The sequence below is a fragment of the Kocuria sp. TGY1127_2 genome, from assembly GCF_013394385.1.
In the GTDB taxonomy this organism is placed as follows: domain Bacteria; phylum Actinomycetota; class Actinomycetes; order Actinomycetales; family Micrococcaceae; genus Rothia.
Window position 1 is genome coordinate 838628 of sequence record NZ_AP022834.1, and the last position, 16705, is coordinate 855332.

The 16705-nt window shown below is 61.4% G+C and carries 12 protein-coding genes; all 12 read left to right on the top strand.

What is annotated here, in order from left to right; all coding sequences use genetic code 11:
* Nucleotides 1-285 precede the first annotated feature (285 nt).
* The 12 genes from rpoB (at nucleotide 286) to rpsG (ending at nucleotide 16667) form a co-directional block, all read left to right on the top strand.
* A complete protein-coding gene (gene rpoB, locus sake_RS03770) occupies nucleotides 286-3801 on the top strand; it encodes a DNA-directed RNA polymerase subunit beta (RefSeq protein ID WP_129359285.1) in 3516 nt (1171 codons plus the stop codon).
* A gap of 53 nt (nucleotides 3802-3854) precedes the next feature.
* The gene (locus sake_RS03775) at nucleotides 3855-7748 is read left to right on the top strand and encodes a DNA-directed RNA polymerase subunit beta' (protein ID WP_129359287.1); all 3894 of its coding nucleotides are present in this window, start codon (nucleotides 3855-3857) and stop codon (nucleotides 7746-7748) included.
* Between the two features lie 245 nt (nucleotides 7749-7993).
* Complete coding sequence (pcaH, locus tag sake_RS03780) at nucleotides 7994-8827, top strand: protocatechuate 3,4-dioxygenase subunit beta (RefSeq protein ID WP_129359290.1); 834 nt, start codon at nucleotides 7994-7996, stop codon at nucleotides 8825-8827.
* Entirely contained in the window at nucleotides 8827-9471 is a 645-nt protein-coding gene (gene pcaG, locus sake_RS03785) for a protocatechuate 3,4-dioxygenase subunit alpha (protein WP_129359292.1), read from the top strand. The genes pcaH and pcaG overlap by 1 nt, the downstream gene beginning before the upstream one ends.
* A 3-nt stretch (nucleotides 9472-9474) precedes the next feature.
* On the top strand, nucleotides 9475-10713 hold the full coding sequence (locus sake_RS03790) for a lyase family protein (RefSeq protein ID WP_178945483.1): 1239 nt from the start codon (nucleotides 9475-9477) through the stop codon (nucleotides 10711-10713).
* A complete protein-coding gene (gene pcaC, locus sake_RS13600; protein WP_129359296.1) occupies nucleotides 10710-11987 on the top strand; it encodes a 4-carboxymuconolactone decarboxylase in 1278 nt (425 codons plus the stop codon). Before sake_RS03790 ends, pcaC begins: the two co-directional genes overlap by 4 nt.
* A 49-nt stretch (nucleotides 11988-12036) precedes the next feature.
* A complete protein-coding gene (locus tag sake_RS03800; protein ID WP_129359439.1) occupies nucleotides 12037-13227 on the top strand; it encodes a thiolase family protein in 1191 nt (396 codons plus the stop codon).
* Between the two features lie 6 nt (nucleotides 13228-13233).
* A complete protein-coding gene (locus tag sake_RS03805) occupies nucleotides 13234-13920 on the top strand; it encodes a 3-oxoacid CoA-transferase subunit A (RefSeq protein ID WP_129359298.1) in 687 nt (228 codons plus the stop codon).
* The gene (locus sake_RS03810) at nucleotides 13917-14642 is read left to right on the top strand and encodes a 3-oxoacid CoA-transferase subunit B (RefSeq protein ID WP_129359300.1); all 726 of its coding nucleotides are present in this window, start codon (nucleotides 13917-13919) and stop codon (nucleotides 14640-14642) included. The genes sake_RS03805 and sake_RS03810 overlap by 4 nt, the downstream gene beginning before the upstream one ends.
* Nucleotides 14639-15424 (top strand): IclR family transcriptional regulator C-terminal domain-containing protein, encoded by a 786-nt coding sequence (locus sake_RS03815; RefSeq protein ID WP_129359302.1) that lies wholly within the window; start codon nucleotides 14639-14641, stop codon nucleotides 15422-15424. The genes sake_RS03810 and sake_RS03815 overlap by 4 nt, the downstream gene beginning before the upstream one ends.
* 398 nt (nucleotides 15425-15822) lie before the next feature.
* Complete coding sequence (gene rpsL / locus sake_RS03820; protein ID WP_129359304.1) at nucleotides 15823-16197, top strand: 30S ribosomal protein S12; 375 nt, start codon at nucleotides 15823-15825, stop codon at nucleotides 16195-16197.
* Entirely contained in the window at nucleotides 16197-16667 is a 471-nt protein-coding gene (gene rpsG, locus sake_RS03825; protein ID WP_129359306.1) for a 30S ribosomal protein S7, read from the top strand. Before rpsL ends, rpsG begins: the two co-directional genes overlap by 1 nt.
* Nucleotides 16668-16705 lie beyond the last annotated feature (38 nt).

Consider the following 16705-nt stretch of genomic DNA (forward strand, 5'->3'; position numbering starts at 1 on the left):
GCTTCCAGCTTACGGCGACGAACTGGCACCATCGCGGGTGGACAGAACTGCCGGAACCGTGTAGAGTAAAAATTTGCGCTTTCCCTAAATTTTTGTGCCTTCATATAGCGGTGGGTACAACTGATGGATCCAGCTCACGCTTCCAGGCAACCACGACCACCGACTCACAGAGATCGCCCATTTCTGGGCCGAACCTCGTGTGCCTAAGATCGCCCGCCGGAACGTGGGAAACCGTGGATCCGGGCAAGCCTTCGTGTACAGACAGGTCTGTGGAAGGATCCAATCTTGGTCGCCTCGAGCACCTCCAATTATGATGCCGCTCAAGCGGAGGGAAACCCGCACGACGGTTCCGCCTCACGCATTTCATTCGCAAAGATTCACGAACCACTCAGCGTTCCCAACCTGCTGGCCCTGCAGACGGAGAGCTTCGATCGTCTGGTTGGCAACGACCGCTGGATTCAGCGCGTTGCCGAAGCGGACAAGACCGACGACAACTCCGTTTCCCGTGTTTCCGGCCTGACGGAGATCTTCGAAGAGATCTCACCGATCGAGGACTTCCAGGGCACCATGTCCTTGTCCTTCTCGGAACCGGAATTCGCTGATCCGAAGTACTCCATGGAGGAGTGCAAGGATCGTGATGCCACCTACTCGGCCCCGCTATATGTCAAGGCCGAGTTCATGAACAACGAAACCGGTGAGATCAAACAGCAGACCGTGTTCATGGGTGACTTCCCGCTCATGACCGAGTCCGGCACGTTCGTGATCAACGGTTCCGAGCGCGTCGTCGTCTCCCAGCTGGTTCGTTCGCCCGGTGCCTACTTCGAAAAGGCCGTGGACCGTACCTCGGACAAGGACATTTACTCAGCGCGCATTATTCCCTCGCGCGGTGCCTGGTTCGAGCTCGAGATCGACAAGCGCGATCAGGTCGGCGTGCGCCTGGACCGCAAGCGCAAGCAGTCCGTGACAGTACTGCTCAAGGCACTCGGCTGGACCGACTCCAAGATTCTCGAGGAATTCGGTGAGTACGATTCGATTCGTGCAACCCTCGAGAAGGACACTGTCGAGACTCGCGACGAAGCTCTCATCGATATCTACAAGAAGCTTCGCCCGGGTGAGCCGCCGACGGTCGACGCGGCCCAGTCGCTGCTCGACAACATGTACTTCACCCCGAAGCGTTACGACCTGGCCAAGGTCGGTCGTTACAAGATCAACCGCAAGCTCGGCGTGGACAAGCCCATTGGCGACAACGATTCCTCGGTCCTGACCCAGGAAGACATCGTCGCGATGATTCGTTACCTCGTGACCCTGCACGCCGGTGGCAAGTCCATCAAGGGCAAGCGCGACGGCGTTGAGCAGGACATCCTGGTCGACACCGACGACATCGATCACTTTGGCAACCGCCGCATCCGTGCGGTCGGCGAGCTGATCGAGAACCAGATCCGCACGGGTCTGTCCCGCATGGAGCGCGTGGTTCGTGAGCGCATGACCACTCAGGACGTCGAGGCCATCACGCCGCAGACCCTGATCAACATCCGCCCCGTCGTCGCCTCCATCAAGGAATTCTTCGGCACCTCGCAACTCTCGCAGTTCATGGACCAGAACAATCCGTTGGCTGGACTGACGCACAAGCGTCGTCTCAACGCCCTCGGCCCCGGCGGTCTGTCCCGTGACCGTGCGGGCATGGAGGTCCGCGACGTGCACCCGTCCCACTACGGACGCATGTGCCCGATCGAGTCTCCTGAAGGCCCGAACATCGGCCTTATCGGCTCACTCGCGACCTTCGCGCGCATCAACCCGTTCGGCTTCATCGAGACCCCGTACCGCGAGGTCATCAACGGCAAGGTGACCGAGAGGGTTGTCTACCTGACCGCGGACGACGAGAAGGGCAAGATCATCGCTCAGGCCAACGCGCCGTTGACCGATGACCAGCACTTCGTCGAGGAATACGTGCTGTGCCGTGCCTCGGACGGTTCCGGCGAGGCCGAGGCCAAGCCGGCCGACGATGTCCAGTACATGGACGTTTCCCCACGCCAGATGGTGTCGGTTGGTACGTCACTGATCCCGTATCTCGAACACGACGACGCCAACCGCGCCCTCATGGGTGCCAACATGCAGCGTCAGGCCGTGCCGCTGCTCGAATCGGAATCCCCGATCGTCGGCACCGGCATGGAAGGCTACGCCGCGATGGACTCCGGCGATTCCGTGCTGGCCCAAAAGGCCGGTGTTGTTCGCGAAGTCTCGGCCGACATGGTCGTCATCGCCAACGATGACGGCACCACGACGTCGTACCCGATCGCCAAGTTCCTGCGCTCCAACCCGGGCAACTGCTACAACCACCGTGTTGTCGTTTCCGAGGGGGACCGCGTGGGTGCTCGCGGTCTGATCGCCGATGGTCCGTCGACTGATCAGGGCGAATTGGCTCTCGGCAAGAACCTGCTGGTCGCTTACATGTCCTGGGAAGGCCTCAACTACGAGGACGCGATCATTCTGTCCCAGCGCATGGTCTCCGAGGATGTTCTTACCTCGATTCACATCGAGGAGCACGAGATCGATGCCCGCGATACCAAGCTGGGCGCGGAAGAGATCACCCGCGACATCCCGAACGTCTCCGAGGACGTCCTCTCGGCTCTCGACGAGCGAGGCATCATCCACATCGGTGCCGAGGTCGAGGCCGGCGACATCCTGGTCGGCAAGGTCACGCCCAAGGGCGAGACCGAGTTGACACCGGAAGAGCGCCTGTTGCGCGCGATCTTCGGCGAGAAGTCTCGTGAAGTTCGCGATACTTCCTTGAAGGTTCCGCACGGCGAGTCCGGTACGGTCATTGGCGTTCGCGTGTTCGACCGGGACGAAGACGATGAGGACATGCCTCCCGGAGTCAACCAGCTCGTCCGCGTCTATGTGGCTCAGAAGCGCAAGATCACCGACGGCGACAAGCTCGCCGGCCGTCACGGCAACAAGGGCGTCATCTCCAAGATCCTGCCCGTCGAAGACATGCCGTTCATGGCCGACGGAACTCCTGTCGACGTGATCCTGAACCCGCTGGGTGTGCCCGGACGTATGAACATCGGTCAGGTCCTCGAGGTCCACACCGGTTGGCTGGCCCAGCAGGGCTGGAAGATCGAGGGCAACCCTGAGTGGCTGGACAACCTGCCGAATTTCCCCAAGGAATCCGGCCCGACCAAGGTTGCAACCCCGGTGTTCGACGGTGCGGATGAAGAGGAAATCTTCGACCTGCTGGATCACACCAATCTGAACCGCGACGGTGAACGTCTCATCGACCGTTCGGGCAAGGCACTCTTGTTCGACGGTCGTACCGGCGAACCCTTCCCGGAGCCGATCTCGGTGGGTTACCAGTACATCCTCAAGCTGCACCACTTGGTGGACGACAAGATCCACGCCCGCTCGACCGGTCCTTACTCGATGATTACCCAGCAGCCGCTGGGCGGTAAGGCTCAGTTCGGCGGACAGCGTTTCGGCGAGATGGAGGTGTGGGCACTCGAGGCGTACGGCGCCGCCTACACCCTGCAGGAAATCCTGACCATCAAGTCCGACGACGTCCACGGACGCGTCAAGGTCTACGAGGCCATCGTGAAGGGCGACAACATCCCAGAACCGGGTGTTCCCGAGTCCTTCAAGGTGCTCATCAAGGAAATGCAGTCTCTGTGCTTGAACGTCGAGGTTCTCTCGACCGAAGGCAATGCGATCGAAATGCGCGACTCGGAGGATGAAGGATTCCGGGCTGCAGATGAATTGGGTATTGACCTCTCCCACAACGAGCCCAGCTCGGTTGAGGAAGTCTAAATCTCACTCATCCACACCAGATCCTTCAAGAGTTTTTGAGAGAAAAGGACCCCATGTCCAACGAATCTTCACTTGGCCTGATGCGGATTGGCCTGGCCACCGCGGAAGACATCCGAAACTGGTCATACGGTGAGGTCAAAAAGCCTGAGACCATCAATTACCGAACCCTGAAGCCGGAGAAAGAAGGCCTGTTCGACGAGCGGATCTTCGGTCCGACCCGCGACTGGGAATGCTACTGCGGCAAGTACAAGCGCGTGCGCTTCAAGGGCATCATCTGTGAGCGCTGCGGCGTCGAGGTGACTCGTGCCAAGGTGCGTCGTGAGCGTATGGGCCATATCGAATTGGCCGCGCCCGTGACACACATTTGGTACTTCAAGGGCGTTCCTTCACGCCTCGGCTACTTGCTCGACTTGGCGCCGAAGGATCTCGAGAAGATCATCTACTTCGCCGCCTACATGATCACCTGGGTCGATGAGGAAGGTCGTCACGACGATCTGCCTAATCTCCAGGCGGCACACGACAAGGACAAGAAAGCCCTCGAGACCGAGCGCGACGCCGATATTGCGGCAATCGCGAAGGAAACCGAGGAAGAACTTGCCCGTATCGAGGCCGAAGGCGGCAAGGCCGCCGAGAAGCGGAAGCTGCGCGACTCCTCGGAGCGCCAGATGGCGCAGGTGCGCAAGCGTGTCGATGCCGAGATCGCACACATGGATCAGGTCTTCGACCGCTTCAAGAGCCTCAAGGTCAGCGACCTCGAGGGCGACGAGGCGCTCTACCGTTCCATGGTCGACAAGTACGGCATGTACTTCGAGGGGTCGATGGGCGCCGAGTCCATCAAGAACCGTCTCGAGAACTTCGACATGGCCGGCGAAGCGGAAGCGCTGCGCGACATCATCCAGAACGGCAAGGGGCAGCGGAAGACCCGTGCGCTCAAGCGCCTCAAGGTCATCAACGCATTCCTGACGACCAACAACTCGCCTTTGGGCATGGTCCTCGACGCGGTTCCGGTCATTCCCCCGGAGCTTCGCCCGATGGTTCAGCTGGACGGCGGCCGGTTCGCGACCTCAGACCTCAATGATTTGTATCGTCGCGTGATCAACCGCAACAACCGTCTCAAGCGCCTGCTGGATCTCGGTGCCCCCGAGATCATCGTGAACAACGAAAAGCGCATGCTCCAGGAAGCGGTTGACTCGCTGTTCGACAACGGCCGTCGCGGCCGCCCGGTCACCGGACCTGGCAACCGTCCGCTGAAGTCACTGTCCGACATGCTGAAGGGCAAGCAGGGACGTTTCCGTCAGAACCTTTTGGGCAAGCGCGTCGACTACTCGGGTCGTTCCGTGATCGTCGTCGGGCCCCAGCTGAAGATGCACCAGTGTGGTTTGCCCAAGCAGATGGCCCTGGAGCTTTTCAAGCCGTTTGTGATGAAGCGCCTGGTCGATCTGAACCATGCTCAGAACATCAAGTCGGCCAAGCGAATGGTCGAGCGTTTCCGTCCGCAGGTGTGGGATGTTCTCGAAGAGATCATCACTGAGCATCCCGTATTGCTGAACCGCGCGCCGACTCTGCACCGTTTGGGTATTCAGGCATTCGAACCGCAACTCGTCGAGGGCAAGGCCATCCAGCTGCACCCGCTCGTGTGCTCCGCGTTCAACGCCGACTTCGACGGTGACCAGATGGCAGTGCACCTGCCGCTGAGCCCCGAGGCGCAGGCCGAGGCGCGTGTTCTGATGCTGTCCTCGAACAACATCCTCAAGCCCTCCGACGGTCGTCCCGTGGCGGTTCCGTCCCAGGACATGATCATCGGTCTTTACCACTTGACCACGGTGCGCGAAGGCGAAAAGGGCGAGGGCCACGCGTTCTCGTCCTTGGCCGAAGCGCTCATGGCCATGGAACGCAAAGAGATTCACCTGAACTCACGCGTGAAGATCGTGCTCGATGACTTCGTCCCGTACGAAGGATGGGAAGCTCCCGAGGGTTGGGAACAGGGTCAGCCCGTTCTGGTCGAATGCACCGTCGGTCAGGTTCTCTTCAACGAGACCCTTCCTGCCGATTACCCGTGGTTCCATGGCATCGCTGACAAGAAGGGGCTCGGCCAGCTCGTCAACGATCTGGCGGAGAACTATCCGATGGTCGACGTCGCTCGCACCTTGGACAACCTCAAGGACACCGGTTTCTACTGGGCTTCTCGCTCGGGCGTGACCGTTGCGGTCTCCGATATCGCGACACCTCCGGCCAAGCCGGAGATCATGGCCGGTTACGAGAAGCAGGCCGACGAGATCCAGGGCCAGTACGAGTTGGGTCTGATCGACGACGACGAGCGCCGTTCCGAGTTGATCGACATCTGGACCAAGGCGACCGACGAGGTCGCCCAGGCCATGCGCGACAACTTGACGGATCTCAACACGATCAACCGCATGGTGTCTTCGGGAGCTCGCGGTAACTGGATGCAGGTTCGCCAGATCGCGGGTATCCGTGGTCTCGTGGCCAACACCCGCGGCGAGATCATGCCCCGCCCGATCAAGTCCTCCTACCGTGAGGGCTTGTCGGTTCTGGAGTACTTCATCGCTACCCACGGTGCCCGTAAGGGTCTCGCGGATACCGCGCTGCGTACCGCCAACTCGGGCTACTTGACGCGTCGTCTGGTCGACGTCTCGCAGGACGTCATCGTCCGCGAGCTGGATTGCCAGACGCGCCGCGGACTGAACCTGCCGCTCGTCCAGATCGACGAGGACACCGGCTCGGTCATGTTGCACGAGGACGTCGAGAACTCGATCCACGGTCGTATTCTTGCGGTCGATGTGAAGGACGAGGACGGAAACGTTCTAGCCAACGCGGGCGATGACGTGTCGGACACCGTGATCCGGACGCTGTACAAGGCGGGCATTCAGAACGTTCGCGTTCGCTCGGTACTGACGTGCGAGTCTGCGGTCGGCGTGTGCGCAAAATGCTATGGCCGTTCGATGGCTTCCGGAAACCTGGTGGACATCGGCGAGGCCGTCGGCATTATCGCCGCCCAGTCCATTGGCGAGCCCGGTACCCAGCTGACCATGCGTACCTTCCACACTGGTGGTGTTGCTTCGGCAGAGGATATTACGCAGGGTCTGCCTCGTATTCAGGAGCTCTTCGAGGCTCGTACCCCGAAGGGCGTCGCGCCGATCTCCGAGATCGCAGGCCGTGTGTCGATCGAGGACACGGACAAGGCTCTCAAGATCATCGTGACCCCGGACAACAAGGACGACGAGGCGATTGCCTACCCGATCCTCCGCCGTGCGCGTCTGCTCATTGAAGACGGCGACCGCGTGGAGGTCGGCCAGCAGCTGGTCTCCGGCGCCGTGGATCCGAAGGAAGTTCTGCGTATTCGCGGTCCTCGCGAGGCGCAGAAGCACCTGGTGGACGAGGTCCAGGGTGTGTACCGGTCTCAGGGTGTGGGCATCCACGACAAGCACGTGGAAGTCATCATCCGCCAGATGACACGTCGTATCACGGTCATCGAGTCGGGAGACACTTCCTTGCTTCCGGGTGAGCTCGTGGAGACCGTCGCATTCCAGCAGGCCAACAAGAAGGCCATGGTCAACCAGCAGCGTCCCGCGGCTGGTCGTCCGGAGCTCATGGGTATTACCAAGGCTTCGCTGGCGACGGATTCGTGGCTCTCCGCGGCCTCCTTCCAGGAGACCACTCGCGTCCTGACCCAGGCCGCGATGGAGGGCAAGTCGGATCCCTTGGTCGGTCTCAAGGAGAACGTGATCATCGGTAAGCTCATCCCGGCCGGTACCGGTCTCGATCGTTACAACAACATCGAGGTCGAGCCGACCGAGGAAGCTCGCGAGAAGCTGTACGCCAACTCGACCGGGTTCGGTGATTTCAGCTACGCGGCCGAGAACGACTCCTCCGTGGCGGCCGAGTTCCAGGCCATCCCTTTGGATGACTACGATTTCGGCAGCAACTGAATATAAAACGCACGTGAGCGGCTGAGTCCGCCCCACGCTTGACGACGGCCGGTTCTCTCCCGATGGAGAGGGCCGGCCATCGTCGTTGTGTCAGGGCTTCCAGACCACGGACAGCGAATCGAGCTTTCACGAGGTGTTGTGCACCCGTTCGCATTGCGTACGCCGAGTCACATTACGAACGGGCAGCCGGTAGATTGACCACTGAACGGGTTATGCATCACACCCGTTGCGGAAGGGAGATCGACATGGCGGTCGAAGACCACGCCGAGAAAAATCTGGACGAAGAAAACTTCACCGAACGGACGGTGACGAACCCCGACGCCGCTGCGGACAGCCAAGACTTCATCAACCGGCAAGTTCGGGAACAAAAGGACCAGTACCAATCATCGGGAGCGGAGGAAAGCCAGCCGCGACTCGACTATGCGCCGTATCGCAGTTCGGTCCTGCGGCACCCGACCAAGGACCTGCATCACACCGATCCGGAACTGATCGAGCTGACCTCGCCGGCATTCGGCCATCGTGACATACACGAGCTGGAATCCGATTTGACGATTCAGGGCGGGGGCGAGCCCATTGGTGAGAGGATCAAGATCCGCGGCCGCGTCATGGATTCGGCCGGACGTCCCGTGCGCCATCAACTCGTGGAGATTTGGCAGGCCAATGCCGCGGGTCGGTACATTCACAAGCGCGATCAGCATCCGGCGCCGATTGACCCGAACTTCACCGGGGTCGGGCGATGCATCACTGGTGAGGACGGCTCCTACGAATTCACAACCATCAAACCGGGACCTTACCCCTGGAAGAACCACCGCAACGCCTGGCGACCCGCGCATGTTCATTTCTCGTTGTTCGGTACAGATTTCACACAGCGCATGATCACGCAGATGTATTTCCCGGGAGATCCGCTCTTTGCCCTGGACCCGATATATCAGTCCATTGTCGATCCGAAGGCACGCGAACGCTTGGTCGCAACCTACGACCACGGCGTATCCGAACATGAATGGCTGCTGGGCTACAACTGGGACATCGTACTGGGTGGCAGCAACCGCACCTGGATGGAACCGGAGGATGCAGAGTGATGAACCGCGAGAAAACCGCAATTCCTGTCAGCTACGGCCAACCCGTTGACGAGGCGCCTGAGGACCTCACACCGACGCCCGGACAGACGATCGGACCTTTCTTCGGATACGCGACGGCTCACGAGGAAATGGGCCTGCCTTATCGGGGCGGCAATGAGCTCGTGAGTCAGTCGCGTCCGGATTCCGTGCGCCTCTTCGGTCAAATATTCGACGGGGAGGGCGAGGTCGTCCCCGACGCGATGATCGAGATCTGGCAAGCCGACGAAAACGGGAATATTCCTTTCGAGACGGGGTCGCTGAACCGTGACGGATTCACCTTCACCGGATGGGGGCGCCACGCCGTGGACCGATTGGGGACGTACAATTTCACGACGGTCGATCCCGGGGCCACAGGCCGCGGTCACGCACCGTACTTCCTGATGGTGGTCTTCGCGCGTGGTCTCCTCAACCGCCTTTTCACACGCGTCTACCTTCCGGAGGACGACGAAGCGTTGGCTGCGGATCCGCTGTTGCGGTCCCTGCCAGCGGACCGCCGCAGAACCCTCATTGCCACCCGACGTGACGACGGGTCGTTGCACCACGACATTCGCCTGCAGGGCGAGGACGAAACCGTGTTTCTGAAGTTCCCGGGAATCGAGAGCTAGGGCATGTCTTTCACGGATCTTTTGGTCCCCGGAGGCCACCGTGCCGAGTCCGTGGTGGGGGATGCCGCTATCCTTCACGCTCTGGTCCGCACGGAATCCGCCTGGGTTCTTGCGCAGGCCGACGCGGGTTTCGCGGATGCCCCGAGCGCCGTGCGGATCGCTTCGGTGATCGAATCCTGCCTACACGATGACTTGCCGGAGATCGCCGAAGGCTCCGAGGGCGGCGGCAACCCCGTGATCGGCCTGGTCAAAGTGCTGAAGTCCAAGGTCGCAGAGGCTTCGCCGAACGGGGACGACCCAGGCACAGCTCTGGTGCACCGGGGGCTCACGAGCCAGGACGTCCTGGACACGGCCCTGATGCTTGTGATCAGGGACTCGTTGGGAAAAACCCATGCGGCACTGTGCCAGGCCGCGGACGATCTGTCCGCGATGGCCGAAATGCACGCCGAGACGCCGATGGCGGCCAGGACGTTGGGTCAGCATGCCTTGCCCACGACTTTCGGTGCCAGGGTGGGCCGATGGCTGGACGCCGTCGCGGCCGCGGTACGGGCGACGGATCCTGGACTTCTATGGCTTCCGGTCTCCGGGGGTGGCGCCGCTGGAACGAACGCGGCGGTTCTCGACCTGATGAACCTTCACGATGACGAATCCTTGAACATGCCCGCTCCAGACCGCCTCGGGCTGATGTGGGCGCAACGACTTGGCTTGAACGGCCCCGCGGTCGAGCAGGTTTGGCATACGCGTCGTCGCCCGATGATCGATGCGGTGCAACCTCTGGCGCAAGCGGCAACGGCCTGCGGCAAGATTGCAGGCGACATCGTGATCTCGTCCAGGGACGAGATCGCCGAACTCGCGGAACCCATCGCGGCTGGACGCGGTGGATCGTCGTCGATGCCCCACAAACGGAATCCGAGCATGTCGATCCTCATCCGACGCTCGGCGGTCGTGGCTGCCCGATCCATGGGCGCGCTGTTGGAATCCGAGGCCCTCGCCGTCGAGGAAAGATCCGAACTCGCGTGGCACCTGGAGTGGGAACCTGTTCGGTCGGTCGCCCAGCACGGGATCGTGGCGAGCACGATGTTGTCCGATCTGGTGCCCGACCTCGAGGTTCACGCCGATGCCATGAACGCCAATCTGTGCCTGGACGGGAGCGACGTACCGGAAAAGCGGAATATCGGCAACAGTGCCGACCAAGCTCGCACCGCCGCACGTCGATGGAAGCACGCAAAGGAGAACCAATGAGCATCCCGGAACTTACCCCAGTGGCCCTTGGCGAGAACCTCGAGGGAACGCGTCAGGATGAACAGATACGACGCGCCAAGCCGCTGCTGGTCCTCGGGCCCTCGCTCGGGACTTCCGTGACGCCTTTGTGGGCGCCTGCCGCTGAGCACCTGAGGGAGGGATACGATCTCGTCGGGTGGGAGCTGCCCGGTCATGGCCGGGGCGGTGTCGTCGAGGAGGAGTTCAGCGTCGAAGAGCTGGCCGAGAGCGTGCACGTGCTTGCTCGCCGTGTCCAGGAGGAACGCGGTACCCCGACCGAAGCGTATTTCTACGCCGGGGTTTCGGTCGGCGGCGCAGTCGGACTTGCCCTTGCACTGGCCCACCCCGATGAGCTGAAGGCGATCGCCGCGATCTGCACGGGGGCCAAAATCGGTGATCCATCCGGTTGGATCGAGCGCGCGCAGCTCGTCGAGACCTCGGGTACCCCCACCCAAGTGATCGGATCGGCCAAGAAATGGTTCGCACCCGGATTCCTGGGTGAAGAGCACGTGGTCGGCACCGAACTCCTGCACAGCCTCCAAGAGGCCGACCGACACAATTACGGTCTCGTGTGCCGGGCTCTGGCCCGATTCGATGTACGGGAGCGCCTCGGCGACGTCCGGGTTCCGGTTCTGACTTTGGCGGGGTCGCACGACGTCGCCACGCCTCCCGAGAGCCTCCGACAAATCGCCGACGCGGTCCAGGACTCGAAGGCCGTGGTCTTCGACGAGGCCGCACACCTCTTGCCTGCCGAGCAGCCTGAGCGTGCCGCGAACGAGATTGTCGACTTCTTCCGCTCACAGTCACCGGGGTCTGCGGAGGACTCCACCCGAAGTGCCGAGGATTCGTCGCCGATCCTGCCGGACCAGACCATGAGCCGCGCGGACGTGAAGGCCGCAGGGATGAAGGTGCGGCGGGAAGTCTTGTCCGATGAGCACGTGAGCCGGGCCGAGACCCGGACGACCGCCTTCACGGCTCCTTTTCAAGATCTCATTTCCCGATATGCGTGGGGCGAGATCTGGACCAGGCCGGGTCTCGACCGGAAAACGCGCAGTGCGATCACACTGACGGCCATGATCGCTCTGGGCCACTGGTCTGAATTCGAGATGCACGTCAGGGCCGCGCGTCGTAACGGCGTCGCCGTCGCAGAAATCCAGGAGGTCATCCTGCAATCGGCCATCTATTGCGGTGTCCCCGCAGCCAACACGGCGTTCGCCAGGGCTCACGAAGTCCTGGACGGGCTCGGCGACCTCTAAGACCCACATACCACGCTCACGAACACCTGGAAGGACCCCAATGAACGACTTGCACTCTGCGTATGTCTACGACGCGGTTCGCACCCCTTTTGGAAAGTACGGCGGAGGACTGTCCGGCGTCCGTCCCGATGATCTGGCTGCATTCGTGGTTCGCCGACTCGTCGAGCGAGCCCCGGGGCTTGACGGACAGTCAGTCGATGAGGTCTATCTGGGCAACGCGAACGGGGCGGGGGAGGAGAACCGGAACGTCGCTCGGATGGCAACCCTTCTGGCGGGACTGCCCGAGTCCTTGCCGGGCACGACAATCAACAGACTCTGTGGTTCTTCCCTGGACGCCGCAATGCAAGCTAGCCGTGCCATCAACGTGGGCGAGGCCGACGTCGTGGTCACCGGCGGCGTGGAATCCATGTCCCGCGCCCCCTGGGTCCTGCCGAAGACGAGCAAACCATTTCCCGCCGGTGATCTGAATTTGGCTTCCACAACCCTCGGATGGCGTTTGGTCAATCCCCAGATGAAAGACGAGTGGACGGTCTCACTCGGTGAAGCGACCGAGCGGTTGGCCGAGAAGTACGGCGTGGAACGCGAAGAGATGGACGAATTCAGCGCGCGTTCGCACCGGCTGACGGCGGAGGCGTGGGCGTCAGGTTTCTACGATGACCTGGTCGAGCAGGTGCCCGGCACCGACTTGACGCGGGATGAATCATTGCGTCCAGACAGTACAGCCGAGACGCTTTCGTCTCTGCGCACCGTGTTCCGAAAGGACAATGGTCGAGTCACGGCCGGTAACGCCTCACCGCTTAACGACGGGGCGTCGGCCGCCCTCCTGGGCAGCGAAAAGGCGTCCGATCTGATCGGTCTCGATCCGCTCGCGCGCATAGCGGGCCGGGCATCGGCGGCCAATGAGCCCCAATACTTCGGTTATGCCCCGGTCGAAGCGGCTAACCGGGCCCTCGAGCGAGCCGGTATCGGCTGGTCTCATGTGGGAGCCGTCGAGCTCAACGAGGCTTTCGCCGCCCAGTCCCTGGCGTGCGTTAACGCGTGGGGAATTGATCCGAGCATCGTCAACGCGCACGGTGGAGCCATAGCGATCGGCCATCCGCTGGGCGCCTCCGGTACCAGGATCCTCGGCACGTTGGCGCGCTCGATGAGGAAATCCGGAACCCGTTGGGGAGTCGCGGCGATCTGCATTGGCGTCGGGCAAGGACTGGCCGTGGTGCTGGAGAACGACGAGGGAAGGTAAGAGTCGATGACGCAATTCGTGAACACAGCTGCAGAGGCCGTGAGCCACATTTCGGACGGCTCGACGATTATGATCGGTGGCTTCGGGGTCGCGGGTCAACCCGTTGAGCTGATCGATGCCCTGATCGACAACGGTGCGGCCGGTCTGACGGTCGTGAACAACAACGCGGGCAACGGTGACGTTGGTCTTGCCCGGCTCATAGAGCTGGGGAGAGTCAAAAAGATCATTTGTTCCTTTCCGCGACAGACGGATTCGTGGCACTTTGACGAAAAATACCGTTCCGGCGAAATAGAGCTCGAGGTCGTGCCCCAGGGGAACCTCGCCGAACGGATCCGTGCCGCCGGCGCCGGAATCGGAGCATTCTTCACTCCCACCGGCTACGGAACCGAATTGGCCGAAGGCAAGGAAACGCGCGAGATCGACGGTGTCCACTACGTTCTGGAATACCCTTTGCGGGCGGATTTCGCTTTGACGAAGGCCGAGGAAAGCGACGGCGTCGGGAATCTCACCTACCGGAAGACCGCGAGAAACTTCGGGCCGATTATGGCTGCCGCGTCGAACCATTCCATCGTCCAGGTCGCTCGGAAGGTCGAGACCGGAAGCATTGATCCGGAAGCCGTAGTGACCCCCGGAATCTACGTGGACACGGTCGTGAAGATCGCAGACGTCACAACGAAAGGCGCAGGCTCATGAGCTCACTCCACCAGACCCCTCGAATCACCGAGAAGCCCCTGACCCGGGAGGAAATGGCCCGCAAGGTAGCTCAGGACATCCCCGCGGGAGCGTTCGTCAACCTCGGAATCGGACAGCCGACCAAAGTCGCGGACTACCTCGATCCGGAGAACGGCGTGACCTTGCATACCGAGAACGGGATGTTGGGCATGGGACCTGAGGCACACGGCGAGGACATCGACCCAGACCTGATCAATGCCGGCAAGATCCCGGTCAAGGAAACACCGGGCACGTCCTATTTTCACCATGCGGATTCCTTCGCGATGATGCGTGGAGGACATCTGGACATTTGTGTCCTTGGGGCCTTTCAGGTGGCCGAGAACGGGGACCTGGCGAATTGGTCTACGGGCGCGCCAGGTTCGATTCCGGCCGTGGGCGGTGCGATGGACCTGGCGATCGGGGCCAAACAGACTTTCGTGATGATGAATCTGCGGTCCAAGGACGGTTCTGCCAAGTTGGTCCGGGAGTGCACGTTCCCGCTGACTGGGGTCGGTTGCGTTTCGCGCGCGTACACCGATGTAGCGATCTTCGAGTTGGACCGAGGGAGAGTCCATGTTCGCGAGACGTTCGGGATTGATGCCGAGGAGCTCGCCGAAGAGCTCGACCTTGAATTGCACGGTCCCCTCTCGGACCGCGACGAAAAACCCGGTGCATCGGAACCCACGGGTTCGGCGCGGCCATGAGCGATGCATACGTGCAGTCCTTGGCACGCGGAATATCGGTCCTGCGAGCCTTCGACGCCGATCACGCGAGCATGTCCCTGTCCGAAGTTGCGCAGAAGACGGGGCTGACTCGCGCCACGGCCCGGCGTTTCCTCCACACCCTGGTGGAACTCGGCTACGTACACACGGACGGGAAAGAATTTCGGTTGAGCCCGACCGTTCTGGGCATCGGCTATTCCTACCTCTCCAGCCTGTCACTGCCGGATCTCGCATACCCGCATCTGCGAGAGCTGTCCGGCCGGGTGGGGGAGTCCACGTCGATGTCGGTTCTGGAAGGTGACGACATCATATACGTCGCCAGGGTCCACGCCCGTCGGATCATGCACGTCGCCATCAGTGTGGGGACCAGCTTCCCCGCGCACGCGACCTCAATGGGACGTGTGCTTCTGGCCGGGCTGGGGGAGAAGCAGCTTGAGGAGTATCTCGATCGGCAGGGGCCCGAAGAATTTACGGAATACACCGTGACGGATGTGGATGAACTGCGCGCGCGCATCCTGCGTGTACAGAAGCGGGGATGGGAAATCGTCGACCAGGAATTGGAACTTGGACTTCGTTCGGTGGCCGCTCCTGTGCTCGATGCAAAAGGCCGGCACGTGGCTGCGGTCAACGTCTCGATGCGCGTCGGAACCGACAATGCGCGCGCCGAGAGACTTCAGGAGAAGATCCTGCCTCGCTTGCGGGAGACCTCGCTCAGGATCGGTCACGCCTATCGTTCCGGAGCCGGGCTCAGCTTCCCTTCCTGAGTGGAGCTGAGAAGGGTCACGTCCGCCACATCCATTCGCCAAGACGCTGATCCTGGGGTACTGTTAACCACGAAGTACTCAGTCTCAGTGCGAGTGTGCTGTGTGTAGTGTGTCTGAGCGGTGCGACGTCGGTTTTTTAGGATTCTTCTACGTTGCGAGCTCGGAAGCCTTCTCACAGTATGCGACCGGGATGGGCTTCGGAATCAATGGCAGGTATGGATACGGTCCTCTGACACACTTTTTTATTTTTTGTGTCAAAATGCCATCGGTTAATTGTGCCCATTTTCCAAGAAACGCTAGACCGGTTTATCAGTGCTCTCAGCGCGGCCACTCCGCACGAGGCATACATTTCAAGGCTTTCCTTCCGGGGAAGCCAAGATCAAACGGAGAACTCAAAAGTGCCTACAATTCAGCAGCTGGTCCGCAAGGGCCGGACTCCCAAGGTCGTGAAGACCAAGGCGCCCGCACTCAAGGGCAGCCCCATGAAGCGCGGCGTTTGCACCCGTGTTTACACGACTACCCCCAAGAAGCCGAACTCCGCTCTGCGTAAGGTCGCCCGCGTCAAGCTCAACGGCGGCGTCGAGGTTACGGCTTACATCCCGGGCGAGGGACACAACCTCCAGGAGCACTCCATCGTGCTCGTTCGCGGCGGTCGTGTGAAGGACCTCCCCGGTGTTCGCTACAAGATCGTTCGTGGCGCACTGGATACTCAGGGCGTCAAGAACCGTGGCCAGGCTCGTTCCCGCTACGGCGCAAAGAAGGAGAAGAAGTAATGCCTCGTAAGGGTCCCGCTCCCAAGCGTCCGCTCGTGGTCGATCCGGTTTACGGTTCCCCGCTCGTGACGCAGTTGATCAACAAGGTCCTGCAGGACGGCAAGAAGTCCACCGCAGAGCGCATCGTCTACGGCGCGCTCGAAGGCGTGGCTCAGAAGACCGATACCGATGCTGTGACGACCCTCAAGAAGGCGATGGACAACATCAAGCCTTCGCTCGAGGTTCGCTCCCGCCGCGTCGGCGGCGCGACCTACCAGGTCCCGGTCGAGGTCCGTTCGGGCCGCGCGACCGCGCTGGCTCTTCGCTGGCTGGTTGGCTTCTCCAAGCTCCGCCGCGAAAAGACCATGACCGAGCGCCTGATGAACGAGATCTTGGATGCTTCCAATGGTCTCGGTGCCGCTGTGAAGCGTCGCGAAGATACCCACAAGATGGCCGAGTCCAACAAGGCCTTCGCTCACTATCGCTGGTAATTTCTTCCTGCTGGCCCGCTCCGTGCGGGTGGGCCATC

Bases quoted from the DNA above. Each gene is read 5' to 3' on its own strand.
- sake_RS03775 (WP_129359287.1), top strand. From the start codon at position 3,855: ATGTCCAACGAATCTTCACTTGGCCTGATGCGGATTGGCCTGGCCACC.
- pcaH (WP_129359290.1), top strand. From the start codon at position 7,994: ATGGCGGTCGAAGACCACGCCGAGAAAAATCTGGACGAAGAAAACTTC.
- sake_RS03810 (WP_129359300.1), top strand. From the start codon at position 13,917: ATGAGCTCACTCCACCAGACCCCTCGAATCACCGAGAAGCCCCTGACC.
- sake_RS03790 (WP_178945483.1), top strand. From the start codon at position 9,475: ATGTCTTTCACGGATCTTTTGGTCCCCGGAGGCCACCGTGCCGAGTCC.
- sake_RS03805 (WP_129359298.1), top strand. From the start codon at position 13,234: ATGACGCAATTCGTGAACACAGCTGCAGAGGCCGTGAGCCACATTTCG.
- pcaC (WP_129359296.1), top strand. From the start codon at position 10,710: ATGAGCATCCCGGAACTTACCCCAGTGGCCCTTGGCGAGAACCTCGAG.
- sake_RS03815 (WP_129359302.1), top strand. From the start codon at position 14,639: ATGAGCGATGCATACGTGCAGTCCTTGGCACGCGGAATATCGGTCCTG.
- pcaG (WP_129359292.1), top strand. From the start codon at position 8,827: ATGAACCGCGAGAAAACCGCAATTCCTGTCAGCTACGGCCAACCCGTT.
- rpsG (WP_129359306.1), top strand. From the start codon at position 16,197: ATGCCTCGTAAGGGTCCCGCTCCCAAGCGTCCGCTCGTGGTCGATCCG.